The following is a 13,995-nucleotide window of genomic DNA, read 5'->3' as shown; positions in this document are numbered from 1 at the left end:
CCCTGACAGGCGTTGAGCCCTGATGCCTGGAACCTGACTCGAATGAGACATTTTTCCCGGAGAATCCATTTATCCTGGAACAGAATTGATTGAGCCCACCACTCTCAATTGAACTGACTCAGGTCGATGCGATGATGCGTCCAGTTTTGTTGGGAGCCATTGTGAGTCGAAACCACCAGGGTCGTGCCGTCAAATCCGATGCGATGAATTTCGCGACGTTCCGCAGACGCTTTCAGTTCTTCATCGAGGAGAAGCGAGTACAGATACTTCGATGAGCTCGCATCAAACAGATGGACGCCTCGATAGGAAGCTGCAGCAATCAGATGATCTGACATCGCCACGGACCTGCCCAGAGAGAATGTCCGCCCTGTTTTATCCGTAATGAGACTCACCAGCTTCCCTGCCCCCCATTCGTCATCGTTCACATCGGAACCAGGTACCTTTAAGATCGAAAGCAGTTTCCCGGACTCCGCCTCGTAGACCAGCACAGCACCACCATCGCGGTGGGAAGGATAACCAACGATCGCCTGGCTGCCGGAAATGGCGACTGAGATCCCAAAATCGTAAGGTCGGCTATCGCCTGCAGGTCGTTCCAGGCGGGAAAGCAATCTCCCCGTACCTGCATGATGGACAAAGACGCCGGGGTTCTTCCGGCTCTCCTTGTCATTTCCCGGTGCTGTGATGATCAGATTTTTTCCATCGGAAGCGATGTTGGCTCCCAATCTTCCATGATCACGGTCCTGGCTCGAAAGCATAATCCGATACACAAACTTCCCGGTTGCAATATCGAAGATATCGACTTCCCCTTCATCTTCAGAGTGTCCTCTGCGTCCAGTGGCTCCAACCGCCAGGTATTCTCCCGCCAGGGCAACTGCGGTTCCAAACTGAAGTCCCCGCATCGGACTGTCGTGTGGTGGACGCACATTGGTAATCAGTTTGCCGCTCTGACGATCGTAGAGATACGCCTCCCCCGCGTTCAATCTCGGGCCTTTCCCTGTGCGTGGATTACTGAGCCAGGCTGTTCGATTTCCCACAGCGATATACCGGTCTGACAGGTCCAACGCATACCCATACGCTCCTTCACCTCCCTGAATTTTCAATGGTTTGTCTGTGTCGGTCGGCTCATAGAGCAAAATATAACTCTGTGTCGGCGCGGGTCCAAACAGGCCCCCCAGAATATTCGCCGATCGTTCCCCATTCACGCTCACAGCCAGACGTCCTGAAGCGACAGAGAGACGTCCATCAGAATATTCAGCAGGAATCTGACTCGTTGAAATCTGGTTTGAGCTGGAAAATGTTGCGACAACCTTGCGCGGGCTGACTTTCTCAGGTTTCGGCTTGCGTGGTTCCCGAACCAGCAATTCGAAAAGTGCTTCATTTCGAGTGACGAAACCGATCTTTTGAAAACGCTTTGCGTCGCGCAATGTGGGAGGGACTTCGATAAAGACGTTGCCCCGTGGATCCGCTTTGCACGGCCACCGTTTTGCTGTCCGCACCTGATGCGCGGCACGATGGACAGCCTGCTCACCATAGATTTCACATAACGCTGTATACTGTTTACCCGCTGCTTTCCACTGAACTCCATTTTGACGTGCTGCCAGAGTCAAAAAACAGGTACGATCGCTTTCCTGTTGCAGCTCAATCAGAAAATCCGCCAGACTCGCACCGGGAATCTGACGCGATTTTGCAGCCGCAGCCAGCACTTTCCGCGCGTCGAGCAACGCCAGCATTGCCTGGTATTCCTCAAAGGCTTCCGCCCACCTGTCATCCGCGCGTGACAGCATACGAAACTCGTTGAGAATAAATCCTCCCTCACTGGCTTCAGCCAGTCTCTCAAACAGATCGTACATCGGTTTCATCTTGCTGCCCGTGATCTGTCCGGTATCCATCTTAGACTGCAAGCGCTGTTTGTCTGCAATCGCCAGCAGTTCATCTTCGCTCACCACCCTGGTCAGTTGTCTGTACCAGAGAATCGCCTGTTGCTGACTGCGAAATTCATCATCGGTCTGGTACAGAAAAGCCAGGTAGGCTTGCGGGCTGCGATAGAAATCCTGCTGATGACCGGCTGAATGGTATTCACTCCAGTCTCGCAGCAGTACATATTGTTCTGCCAGAGGCGCAGTTGCGCGAATCGCTTCCGCCAGTCTGGTACGATTAAAGACTTTCAGATTTTCCAGCTGCTGGAGTTTTCCCACTTCACGGATACCCAGCTGCTTTCGAATTTCTTTCATCCAGCGATCAAACAGGGGTCTGGCAATGGGAGCCACTCCCCCATCCAGAGAAACTCGATAGACCTGGGACAAAAACCCTGTAGAACCGGTTGTAATTCCTCCATAGATCAATTGAAGATCTTTTTGCAGCAAAGCTTCTGCATATTGCTGCTTCAGGCTTTCATTCTCCTGAGTCTGTGGAAATCCCTGCCAGAATTGTCTGCGCAGGACCTGCAGTTTCGTCTGATTCATTTTTCCTGCGGGGGCATTTGCCTGAAGTTGCTGCAGATCCTGCTGCATGCCCTTACCGATGCGGTTGAATGCAAATTGATTCTGCTCTTCCTCCGTAATTTCTTCCTCAGGTAGCGGCACCGGCGCCGGTTCACCGCCGGGCAGGACGACGACTATCCCGCCACCACCTCCCGGTGTGGAATCCGGAATCATCAGCATCCCCGCGCCACACAAGAGCAGCAATACAATCGCTGACATGAGAACTCGCTGCGGAGTCAGCCACTTCCCGGCGCGAAGCTGAGACTTAGATTCGATCTCCTGTTCGATCAGCTTCAGGCGTTTTCGCAGCTGCACGATCGGCAGGATAAGTTCTTTCGGACCGGCTGTTTTACGGTGCTCGAAATAAGCCAGACGTCCCAGCTGACTGAATGCATGCGTGATTTTACGCTGCAGCAGTTTGATGCGGATCCGTTGCGGAAGTGATGTGACTGCCAAACGGACTTTTTCCAGCAGCGAAGCCTGATCATCAGCAGCCTTAAAACTCAAATTCAAGACTTCCTGCTGAGAATGCATTCCATCCAGCTGTGCAAACTGATCCCGATAGAGATTACGCAGCGTTCCGTTATGATAAACGTGTGCTCCCAATGCAGCCCACTTTGCGGGTAAAGCAAATCGCTGAATTCGAAATCGGGTCCACCGACTCAAAAGAGACGATTTTGTCGAACTCCAGAAGCCTCTCTGCTCCGCGGCTGTATGCTCGGTTCCGCTAACCAGGGTATGCGTGTCAGACTTGTTTTGTTCAATTTTGGCCATCGGTTGTACCCTGCGTTGTTTTTGAAGAAGAGTGGTCATTGGAAGTCTGCTTTCTCTGTTGAGGGGGAAGTACCGCTGTGATTCAAAGTGGTGTCTTCCCGTAAAATTGTTACGCAAACAGTACGCCCAGCAGATAGAAGGCGCCGCCGATCAGTCCGAGTACCAGTGCGGCGACCAGCAGAATGAAAGCCAGGTAAACCAGCGACAGACTCAGACTCAGGGTCATTTTAAGCAGACCTGCCGTGATCCGTGGTGCGAACCAGCCGCTACCGGCGACCAGTAACAGCCCCCAGCCCGTGAATTCGTATTGCACACCTGCCACCAGGAACAGGAAGACGCAGATCAGCTTGAGAACCGTACCCGTCCAGGCGGGGACCCAGGTGAAGGCGCCGCTTCCATACTCGATGATGGTCTCGGCCCATTCGGAACCGAAGTCGCCTGCTTCGGCGAAGGCGTCATCGAAAATGCCCGGCCCACTCTGCGAGGGCCGATACGTGATGCTTAGTGCCTCGTCTCGCTGCTTCTGTGCGTGGCGGTAATGTTCTGCCCCCAGCGAACTGTAGGCGTTGTCGTAGTATCCGGTTGCTCTTCCCAGCAGGTAATCGCCCAGTTTGTGGTCTGTGGAATCGTAAATCGCCATGTTGATTTCCCCTGAAGGTGTCTGTGACTGGTTGTGTTCCCCTCGTGATAAGCTTGGCGACAGACTGAGGAAATGTGTGCAATCCGATTGGGAACCTTTTTCGAAATCCAATTTTTTTCTCGTTCCGCCGCTGGTAGAAACGAAATCCGGGGCATTGCGTCCGCTTGAAGCCCCCTTATAATGGGTCTCATCAATCAGATAGTGAATTTCTGTTATCGAGGAACAGAATCCCCCCATCCGATTCATTCGAGAGCAGCAGGCCACACCGATGACCGTACCGCCAGACGGAACCACAAACAGCTGGGATCAATCGATTTACGACCAGCTACATGGTCTGGCTGAACGGGCTTTGCGTCGCGAAAGTGCTGGCCATTCCCTGCAACCCACGCTGCTCGTCAACGATGCGTACCTCAAACTGCAGGAACAGCAGAATCTCGATCCCGCAGATCGATCCCTGATGCTGGCCGCCGGCGCGACCATTATTCGTCGCCTGCTGGTCGATTACGCCCGGCAGCGAAAACGACTTAAACGGGGAGGAAATGACGGTCGAGGAATTCCGTTGCACATTTCTGTCGCCGATGACGCCAATCAGTTAGACATCCTGGAATTGAATGACGCCCTGGAGACGCTCGCCAGCGAGTTGCCCCGGGCAGCCAGGATTGTGGAACTGAAATTTTTTGGTGGTTTGACGGGCGAGGAGATCGCCGAACAACTGGATGTCTCATTGCGGACAGTCAACAACGACTGGAAGTATGCGAAAGCCTGGTTGTATCGCGAGCTCGGTCCCGGCACAGAAAGTGATTCTGCAGATGAGTAAGTCACACGCGGAGAAAGTCCAGCAGACATTCCTGGCGGCTTTGGAAGTGGACGATGAACAACGAGACGCCTGGCTGGTTCAGAAATGTGGTTCCGACGAAGCACTGCTCACCGAAGTCAGGTCGCTGTTGAATCACGCCGATCCCTCTGTTGATTTACTGGAACAGAAACTGGATGAGGTCGTAGCCGACATACCTCACCTGGATGAGGAAGCGGAACCGGCTGCGACTCAAGAAACAGACGAACCGCAGGAAGACATCGACTGCGATGACTTTCTTTCGAAACTCTCTGCGGTTGGTGTGCTCTCGCCGGACGAATTTGCGTCGGTCAGCGATTCGGTTTCCACAGGAACACCTCCCCCCGATGCGCGGCAACTGGCTTCACAACTTGTCACCAACGGCAAATTGACCTCGTACCAGGCGTCCGCCCTGCTGAAAGGTGAGCCTGAGTTGTTAATCGACAAATACCTGATCCTCGATCTGATCGATGTCGGCGGGATGGGCATGGTCTTCAAAGCCCTGCACCGCACGATGCACCGGATTGTAGCGCTGAAGATGATGTCACAGCAGATGCTGGCTTCGGAAGATCAGGTGCGACGTTTCAAACGGGAAGTCCGCGTTGCTGCAACGCTCGAACATCCGAATATCGTCCGAGCCTACGATGCGGACGAGGCCCGGGGCGTCCATTTTCTGGTGATGGAATATGTGCGTGGCGACAACCTCAGCCGGATCGTGCGTACTTCCGGTCCACTTTCCCTGAACCAGGCTGTCGACTGTATTCGCCAGACTGCGATCGGTCTGCAACACGCGCACGAACGTGGCATCGTACATCGGGACATCAAACCTGGGAACCTGCTGCTGGATGATCAGGGAACGGTCAAAATTCTCGACCTGGGACTGGCACACATTGATGACTCGCTGCGACACTCTCCTGCCGGATCCGAAACCACGGATGATGAGAGTGGCCGCCCGTTCGTCAGTCAGTCAGAACTGACGGCAGCCGGGGCGATTCTGGGGACGGCGTCGTTCATGGCTCCCGAGCAGTCTCTGGATGCGCATCTGGTAGACTTCCGATCCGACATCTACAGTCTGGGCTGCACGCTCTATTTCCTGCTGACCGGTGAAGCCCCCTATACCGGAAACACGATCTTTAAAGTCTTCGTCCAACACCGGGAGGGCGACATTCCCCCGTTACAAAAGCAACGCCCGGATGTCCCCGATTCCGTCGCGGCCGTCTTTGAAAAAATGGTCGCCAAGAAACCAGAAGACCGCTATCAGACTGCCCGGGAGCTGATTGTTGCCCTCGAAGACTGCCATATTCCGCCCCCGGTGAAAGAAGTGCCTCAACCGTCCCAAAAGACTGTTGACACCCCGTCTGATCCCGGACCGACCATCAGTGATCCGGGGACGATTCAACATGCCGGCTCCACCAGTTCTGCTCAGAAACATTATCTGCTGGCAGCGGCGTGTGCGATTGTGCTGGTGGGCATCACAGCCTTCCTCTGGCCGCGCGAATCTGAACAGACCGGCGCCCTGCCTGCCGGCGAAAATTCATTTGAGGCTACTGAACCCGTTCCTGCTCTCGTCACAGCGACAATCGAACAGGAACAAAAACCGGATCAACCAGTCAATCCGCAGACTTCACTTGCCGACCTGCTGACCTCGGGAGAATGGGAATGGCAGGTGACCAAAAACCTGGGTCCCCTGATTAACTCGAATGAATTTGAGTTCGGTGGAGACATCACGGCCGATGGCCTCACCCTCGTATTTACTACCTGCCGTGATAAATCAAACCAGAAAAGTCCCAGTCATTTATGGATCGCGACACGCACCTCACCTGATGCTCCCTGGTCTAATCCTGAAATTCTTCCCCCCGAAGCCAATCTTGAGGGGTATAACACATTTCCCCAGATTTCAGCGGACGGACTGAGTCTCTCATTCAAACACAAAAATTCGCAATTTTATCTTACGACACGCAAGAGTTTGAATGCCCCCTGGCAGGAAGCGATCCCTGACCCCATCGCCGTCGGCCACAGACGCGATTACCGGCTCACCCCTGACGGTTTGACCGCATTCCGTCCCCGCATAGTAACTGCAGAGAATCAATTCCCTGGTCGGGAAAGCAGCCTGATGATCTGGCGGCGTGACGCATTAGACAGCCCCTTTGGGGAACGATCAGAGGAACCGCTGCCTGTTGACAGAAAGATTGGCAATGTTGGTGCCCTGAGCGATGATGGCCGGTTTTATCTCTTTCATCAGAAAGAGGATCTGGAAACGGATCCGGATGAAGCCTTGGGTAAGCTGCACTACTCAACTCGTCCCGACTGGAATTCGGCCTGGTCAGAGCCAGTACTCGCTTTTAAAAACGATCCTAATCCCTCGGGACGTCCCCGGTTATTACGGGATGGCAGAAGCTTTCTGTTTGTTGCCGGCCGCCCCACAGGTTATGGGGCCAGCGACCTGTGGCTGGCTGAACTGGTCCGCAAAACGCCTGAGGCTGAAGCCAGCGAAACCACGGACACCAGCCCAGCTGAAGAGTAGGCTCTGGTCGGTTGATAGATCTCGCGCGCTTTGAACCACAGGGCCGGAAACGGGCGATCGCTTTCCTGTACAGAGAATTTCGGGTACCTTGTTGATCTATCGAATTCAGCTGATCCACTACCCATTTTCAACAGGAGAGTCTTTAGATGAAAGCGTTCTTAATCATGACCCTCGGGGCGACGTTAATGCTGAGCAACCTAGCCTACGCTCAGAAACCTGCCGGAAAATCGTTTGAGGCAGGGAAACCACTGGGAGCCGTCAATGAGGCCGGGGAGTTTGTTCCCCTCTCCAGCAACGTCAAGGTGTATGGCAGTTTTCGTTTTGCGGAGAGCTGCGTCTACGACCCGACCCGCAATCTGATCGTCGTGATGAATGCCGGGGTTTCCCAGGACCAGGCAAAAAATGATGGTTATGTTTCGCTGTTGAATCCGGACGGGTCCGTGCATACCACGAAATGGATTGGGACGACGCGCAACGGCCTGACGCTCAATCATCCACTGGGAAGTGCGATTCACAACGGAACCCTGTATACCGCGGATATCGATGTGGTCCGCACGTTCGATCTTGCGACCGGCAAACCAGGGAAGGCCTTTCCTGTGGAAGGTTCCACGTTCCTGAACGGCATTGCCGTTAATCAAGCAGGGACGATCTTTGTTTCGAATTCGAAGCCGGAAAACCGCGTCTATAAAATCACCGCAGAAGGCGACGTTTCAATCTTCGTAGACGGCGATCCGCTCAAGATTCCGAACGGCGTCGCCATCGATCCGGACGGAAACGTGGTCGTGGTCAATGTCGGCAATAATGACGTCATGACTTTTAATCCAGACAACGGCAAACTGCTCCGCACCGAACATGCCGCGGAAGGGGGCAACGATGGTCTGGTGATTCTCCCCGACGGAACCAAGTACGTCAGCAGTGTCCGATTCGGCAGCGTCTCAAAAATCAGCCCCGGTAAACCGGCCCAGGTCATTGCTTCGGGCATTCCGAGTGCCGCCTCAATGGGCTACGATTCCAAACAGAAACAGTTGATCATCCCCATGAACAACAACAATGCCGTCGCTTTTCTCAAACTGGAAGACTGAGCTTCCGGAGGCGGGAACAATCTTTCTGTTCGAAAAAGAAAACGAGGGCAGGTGCCAGACAGCCCTGCCCTCGCAGAAAGACCTCGGTTGCGTGTCGAGACAATGCTCAACCAGCCAGTTGACGTTTATTTCTGTTTCAGCCTGTCTTTCTCGGTCGCTTCGCGTTTCTGTACATCCTTAGGATGTTTGGAAAACGACTCGAAGACATCGCCGATCACCCGATCCGCCAGCAGGCTGAGTTCGGTAAGAATAATGGCTTCGGCTTCGGCGGTCAGCCTGGAACGATTGGGTTCATAGCCGCCCACCTGGTAGGCGTCTTCGGTCGCGATGTAACCGATGTAACCATTGGCGTAACCGACGATGATCGGAATCGCGCGATCGGCGATATCGCGTTCCAGTTTCAACCCGTATTCCACCATCGGTTCACCGGGCATCGTCAGCAGCAGGTAGGGGCCGATTTTCAGGGCCTGCAGCTCGGCATCAATACGTCCCTCCTTACCGGGCAGCGAAACGACCGTGTTGGCGACGCGAATCTGGTAAAACTTGGGACGCTTCACCAGTTCTTCGCGGATCATACTGCGGGCCAGCGTGCGGACCACGGCGCTCCCCAGGTCCCGGCCGGCCCACTGGATGTCGGCTTCATCGGCACAGCGATACGGATACCCGGGCAGATTGGGACGAATGTCGCCCGCACACCCCTGCAGGAAGAGTGAACTCGTCTGATTGCCATAACACATTTCGACAAAGGTCTGGGCCTCTCCCGGAAAGTCGGCACTCATCTTAGGAAAGCCGGTCGGGTACGGCATCGATCCTTTGTCGCCCCAGGTGAAGAAACAGGGATGGCAAACCGCGTGCATCAGCACGGCTTTGGGAGTCAGCGATTTTCCATCATCAAAGCGGAGTACCTTCACACGCGGATCATTGGGGCCGTCTTCATTCAGGCGTACCACGGCGCGGCCGTTGATCACCTTGCGACGATTGATGCCAAAGCTGATTTCATCAACTCCATATCCGACGGTCACTGGGGTCATGTCAGCCGCCGCCTGCTTCGCGGCAGCGGTGAGCTTCTGGATAAGTGTTTTGCCCCACTCCGATTCGGTTTTAAACCCGGGGCCGGAATGATTGTGAGAGGCGGTCACCATGATGTTGGCCGCAGGGATGCCGGTCGCTTTTTCGATCTCCTGCCGGGAAAGTTTGACGATCTCTTCATAGGCACCGATGAGGTCCAGCGTAATGATGGCGACTTTGGTCTGTCCATCATCCAGAATCAGTACCCCGGCCCGCAGAGGATCGCGGACGCCGGTGACTTTACGACGATGTCCCACCACTTCCAGATCTTTGACTTCAGCGGGGGTAATATCAACCTTGGCGACTCCCGCTTTGAGATTCGATTCGACAGGAAACGCTCCGCCTGCGGCACTGGAACGGTCTACGAAACAGGGAGCGAACAGGAGGAGGACACACAGACTTCGGAACAACAGGTGCATGATCGGCTTCATTTCATTGATAGAGTTTTGTGGATTTAACCGTGTTCCATCGGTGGAAGACAGTCAAATCGAAGGCGGGATATTTCCAGACTCCCGACTGACGGTGAGACAGACGGGATGGGGAGGAACTCTCAAAGTTAAGCGCGTGTCTCCAGTTTAGACAGGCCTGCGGGCAGGATCAAGCATATTCAGTACCAGCCCATTGGTTAGGTTCTGAATCAATCCTGTAGAATTCATGAACTTTTTTCCGGGTGCGTTGTCGAAATCAAACAGGGTATACCGATCAAAATACAGCATAACAGGAACATCAGATGAACGAGAATGAAATCAGTATTGAAGACTTCGAACAGGTTGAAATTCGTGTGGGGCGGATTGTACAGATCGAACCGTTTCCGGAAGGCCGTTATTCCAGCCATATTCTGCAGATTGATCTGGGGGAAGCATTGGGAACCCGCAAATCACTGGCCCGGCTCATCCCAAACTACGCCGAGGCAGACCTGACCGGGCGACAGGTCCTGTGTGTGGTGAATCTACCGCCACGCCAGATTGGTAAACATCGATCTGAAGTGCTCACGCTGGGAGTTCCCGACGCAGAGGGGAATGTCGTATTACTGCGACCGGACCGCGACGTCCCCCTCGGCGGAAAGTTGTATTGAACCCTGCTGTTATTTCGTTTTCGGACTGGTGGGAACCAGCATTTCCCCCGGAGTGAGCGCGAGTACGGCTGGAATGCCGACGAGTTGCACGTAATGGTCTTCAAAGCCCCCCTGGGTGGGACGTTCCAGAACCAGGCGCCAGAGCGCTCCCGGACTGTTTTGCGGTTGTGTGCGGGTAAACAGCGTCGGTTGGGCCACATTCTGTTCGGACCAGACCTGCTTGCCGGACGGGTCGAACAGTTTCGCACTCACGCGTTCCCCGGCCCCTTCGCCGAAGACGCCCACAGCCCATTTCTCTACACCTGCCGGGACATAGAAATAGTAGGCGCCAGTCGATGCCATCAGACGAATCGGGGCACCATCCGAGACCAGGCAGAGCGGATGTGACGACGCATTCACTTTCACATAATTGGGCCCCGGATCACAGTTGAGTTGATAGACGCCGGCTTCAGGTGCCTTGAATTCACAAGCGGCACTCTCCTGGAAGGGAACTGACGCGACGGGAATGGTCTTCCCTGAGGGCGCGATGACCGTGACAGGCATCTTGTCTCCGGTGTAGCGGCCGAGTTTCTGATAGGACAACTGCACCGCGACCTGGTCCCCCTGTTTCGCAGAGAGCAGATAACGCGCGCGTTGACGCTGACGGACGGAACGGCGTTTGCCTGGCTTGAACGGTTCACTGGCAGCCAGGGGTTGCAGCTGTGAGACCTCAGTTTTGTACGGAGTGATATCGCCCGCGGGGCTGGCAGGCATCCATTTTGCTAGCAGAGCCGGGCTGAGGGTGATCTCTTTCGTCTCTTTCCCCTGCTCCACCCGGAGGGTCCCTGTGATCTTCGCAGCTGTGGACAGATAAGAGGCATCGTGAAACGTCATGACCGGACGCGCGACCGGCGATTTCACAACGCATTGCTGGAAGGTGACACCCCCGATTTTACCAACGGCTCCCGGTCGGGCTGCAAACCGGATCGAGGGGATCTTTGCATCCTCATTGTCCGGGCCGCTGATCGTGCACTCTTGAAACAGAACCGGACAGGTATCGGCGGGTTTATCCTGAATGTTGACGGGGGTCTGCTCGGTACTGGCGAACGTGCAGTTCACAAACTCGATCGAACCGGAGACGCTGCCAGGCGATTTGTTGCCGGTCGTCAGAGAAAGAGCGCGTTTCGTACCTGTGCTTTTGCAGTTTTCCAGGCGGATCGAAATCGGTTGCGAGTCCCGGTTCAGATTGGGCAGATAAAACAGGAACCCGCCCCCCTGATTGTTTTCGGCACTACAGTTCCGCAGTACACAGTTGATGAGACATTCGCTGGGATGATTGGGTTCGAAATCAATGCCAGCCATGGGAGGTGTCCCTGCGGTCTCTTTGAAAACGGAATCTTCAATGAGCAGATTTTCGGCACTGATCACGCTGACTCCCTGTCGATAGTTTCGATCGAAGACGACGTTTCGAATCGTGATATTCTGATTTGTCACGCCCCGCTTCGCGACGCCCAGGTAGATGCCGTCGCCGCCGGTCTCTTTAATGGTGAGCCCGGTAATTTGGACGTCAGAGCAGCTCCGCAGACTGATCCCGTTCCGCCACTCTGCTTTTTCGTAAGGCGCTGCATCATAGTCTGCACGGCGCATCTGCAGTGTCGCTCCCGGACCGGTGAGACGAATATTCTGTTTGAGTGCTGCATTCAACAACGAGGCGGTCCGGGGTTTGAACTCTCCTTTTTTCGCGAGGAGCACAACACCTTCCTGAAACACAATCTCCTGGTTGCTGGCCAGGTGCAGTGGTTTGACGATCCAGGGAGACGACATTTTTTCCACGATGACTTTTTTCGCACCGGAATTAATCGCCGCCTGTAGCGCCGCCGTGGCATCTTCTGGATCGAAGCCCCACCAGGCAGCATACGCGATATCCGTCTTCCCTGCCTTGAGTTCATCAATAGCTGCCTGGTTGACAGAAGTAGTCGGTTCCGCTTTGACAACGGAGATTAGCGTGAGACAGACCAGGAGTAAGAGCGCAGGAACGCGAAGCAGAGACATCAGCAGGACTTTCATTCGCAGCAGGCGTGAGTGGAATTGAATACCGTTCAAAAAAACAGTTGGGGGAACACATTACATTCCCCCAACTTAGAATTCCGTCTTCGCTGGTGCAAGTCATCCCGCCTTGCGGGAATCAGATTCTGCTACTTACTGATCCCAATCACTGCCAGACCCGCACGGGCACCCGCATTACCGGATGGCTGGCTGGTCAGATCGTCGGTGCCAGCATGAACCACAAAAGCACGTCCGATCACATCCGACAGCTTAAAATCGTCCGACTGCTTGTCAATCATGGCGACGCCATTCTCGTCTGCGACAATATTTCCCAGATCACCAGCATGGTGCTGAGCCTTATGCGGGCCTCCATGCTCGTGTCCCTTTGGTGCGTAATGCCCACCGGCAGAACTGCCATCGTCGGCACTCAGATCACCATACTGGTGAATATGGAATCCATGCTTTCCGGGGGTCAGGCCTGTCACCTTCCCTGTAATTGAGACTTTGCCGTCTTTCTGCTTGAGATGGATCACACCCGCTGTTTTAAACTTCTGCGTAGGCTGAACCACCGCGACAGCGCGGGTCAACTTGTGTTCCTTGTGGTCGTGATCATCGTTCACGGCCAGTAACGAGGTCCCCATAAGGAGCACTGCGGAGACGGCATAGACGAGAAAAGATTTCATGAATCGATTCCTTCATGTAAGATTGAGAGTGATAAAATAAGTAGCACTACCGCTGATTTTGTGAGAGGCCGCTTAAGCCTGGGCGGCAGCTGCATTGGTAATTTCGGTCGCGATCTGCGTCAGTTTCTTGTCGGCATTCCCCTCTTCATCCAATGTCTCCTGGAGAATGTCGGCCAGATCCTGCTTACCGATCTGCTCGGCAAAATTACGGGCTGAGCCGTACCCTGCCATCTCGTAATGTTCGACGCGTTGTGCAGCAGCAATTAGACCGGCATCTTTGACCAGCGGATCACCGTCTGCTTTCAGGATCTCATCCCCTTCGCGAATGAGCCCCTTCATCGCTTCGCAGGCCTTGCGTTTGGGTTCGCATTCCAATTCTTTGAAGACCTTTTCCAGGCGATTGACGTGTTGCCGGGTCTCCTCCAGATGGGAATCGAAGGCGGTCTTCAACTCTTTCGATGAAGCGGCCTCGGCCATTTTGGGAATCGCGTCAATGAGCCGGTTTTCAGCATCATATAAGTCCTGGATCTGATCCACGAACAGGTCCTGCAGTGTGGATAATTTTCGACCATTTGAAGATCCCATTTCAGTCCTCCTGTCTCTAACGTTTGAGATGAGATGTTGTGCCGGGAGACAGATGAAGTGATCGACTCCCGCTCAGCTTATTCAGGCCGCAACTTCTATTCCGATGGCGAAGAACCTGCAGCATTCTTTCAGCAAGCCGGAGAGTGAGGACCCGTTATTGACTGGCAAGGCTGTCTTTAGAAATTCTCTGAATCCAGGCCAGCATTGTGCACTGAAAATAATTGCAG

General features: G+C 54.3%; 10 protein-coding genes. 4 read left to right on the top strand and 6 right to left on the bottom strand.

Annotated elements, in window-relative coordinates; all coding sequences use genetic code 11:
• Positions 1-104: 104 nt before the first annotated feature.
• Together RID21_RS09055 and RID21_RS09050 are read right to left on the bottom strand one after the other, a co-directional pair.
• Entirely contained in the window at positions 105-3,254 is a 3,150-nt protein-coding gene (locus tag RID21_RS09055; protein WP_350188314.1) for a WD40 repeat domain-containing protein, read from the bottom strand.
• A gap of 109 nt (positions 3,255-3,363) precedes the next feature.
• A complete protein-coding gene (locus tag RID21_RS09050) occupies positions 3,364-3,894 on the bottom strand; it encodes a hypothetical protein (RefSeq protein WP_350188313.1) in 531 nt (176 codons plus the stop codon).
• Positions 3,895-4,162: 268 nt separating this feature from the next.
• Between RID21_RS09050 and RID21_RS09045 the strand changes: the two genes are divergently transcribed.
• From RID21_RS09045 to RID21_RS09035, 3 genes are all read left to right on the top strand, one after another.
• The gene (locus tag RID21_RS09045) at positions 4,163-4,711 is read left to right on the top strand and encodes an ECF-type sigma factor (protein WP_145038785.1); all 549 of its coding nucleotides are present in this window, start codon (positions 4,163-4,165) and stop codon (positions 4,709-4,711) included.
• Positions 4,704-7,250, top strand: coding sequence for a serine/threonine protein kinase (locus RID21_RS09040; protein WP_350188312.1), 2,547 nt, complete (start codon positions 4,704-4,706; stop codon positions 7,248-7,250). The genes RID21_RS09045 and RID21_RS09040 overlap by 8 nt, the downstream gene beginning before the upstream one ends.
• A 146-nt stretch (positions 7,251-7,396) precedes the next feature.
• Positions 7,397-8,332 (top strand): SMP-30/gluconolactonase/LRE family protein, encoded by a 936-nt coding sequence (locus RID21_RS09035; RefSeq protein WP_350188311.1) that lies wholly within the window; start codon positions 7,397-7,399, stop codon positions 8,330-8,332.
• Between the two features lie 125 nt (positions 8,333-8,457).
• Here the strand turns inward: RID21_RS09035 and RID21_RS09030 are convergent, their stop codons facing one another.
• Positions 8,458-9,819, bottom strand: a complete 1,362-nt coding sequence (locus tag RID21_RS09030; RefSeq protein ID WP_350188310.1) for a hypothetical protein — start codon at positions 9,817-9,819, stop codon at positions 8,458-8,460.
• Between the two features lie 311 nt (positions 9,820-10,130).
• Here RID21_RS09030 and RID21_RS09025 point away from each other — a divergent pair, with 311 nt between their 5' ends.
• Positions 10,131-10,475 carry a tRNA-binding protein gene (locus tag RID21_RS09025; protein WP_350188309.1) on the top strand — a complete coding sequence of 115 codons (345 nt, stop codon included), beginning with the start codon at positions 10,131-10,133 and terminating at the stop codon, positions 10,473-10,475.
• A 9-nt stretch (positions 10,476-10,484) separates the two neighbouring features.
• On the opposite strand, the gene RID21_RS09020 is transcribed toward RID21_RS09025, so the two are convergent.
• The 3 genes from RID21_RS09020 to RID21_RS09010 all read right to left on the bottom strand — a co-directional run bounded on the left by RID21_RS09020 (position 10,485) and on the right by RID21_RS09010 (position 13,768).
• The gene (locus RID21_RS09020; RefSeq protein ID WP_350188308.1) at positions 10,485-12,506 is read right to left on the bottom strand and encodes a right-handed parallel beta-helix repeat-containing protein; all 2,022 of its coding nucleotides are present in this window, start codon (positions 12,504-12,506) and stop codon (positions 10,485-10,487) included.
• A 143-nt stretch (positions 12,507-12,649) separates the two neighbouring features.
• Positions 12,650-13,183, bottom strand: a complete 534-nt coding sequence (locus RID21_RS09015; protein ID WP_350188307.1) for a superoxide dismutase family protein — start codon at positions 13,181-13,183, stop codon at positions 12,650-12,652.
• Positions 13,184-13,255: 72 nt separating this feature from the next.
• Positions 13,256-13,768: a ferritin-like domain-containing protein gene (locus RID21_RS09010; RefSeq protein WP_155363247.1), complete on the bottom strand. Its 513-nt coding sequence runs from the start codon at positions 13,766-13,768 to the stop codon at positions 13,256-13,258.
• Positions 13,769-13,995: the final 227 nt, after the last annotated feature.

The organism is Gimesia sp. (genome assembly GCF_040219335.1).
Classification (GTDB): Bacteria; Planctomycetota; Planctomycetia; order Planctomycetales; family Planctomycetaceae; genus Gimesia.
This window is presented reverse-complemented; position numbering and strand designations above follow the sequence as displayed.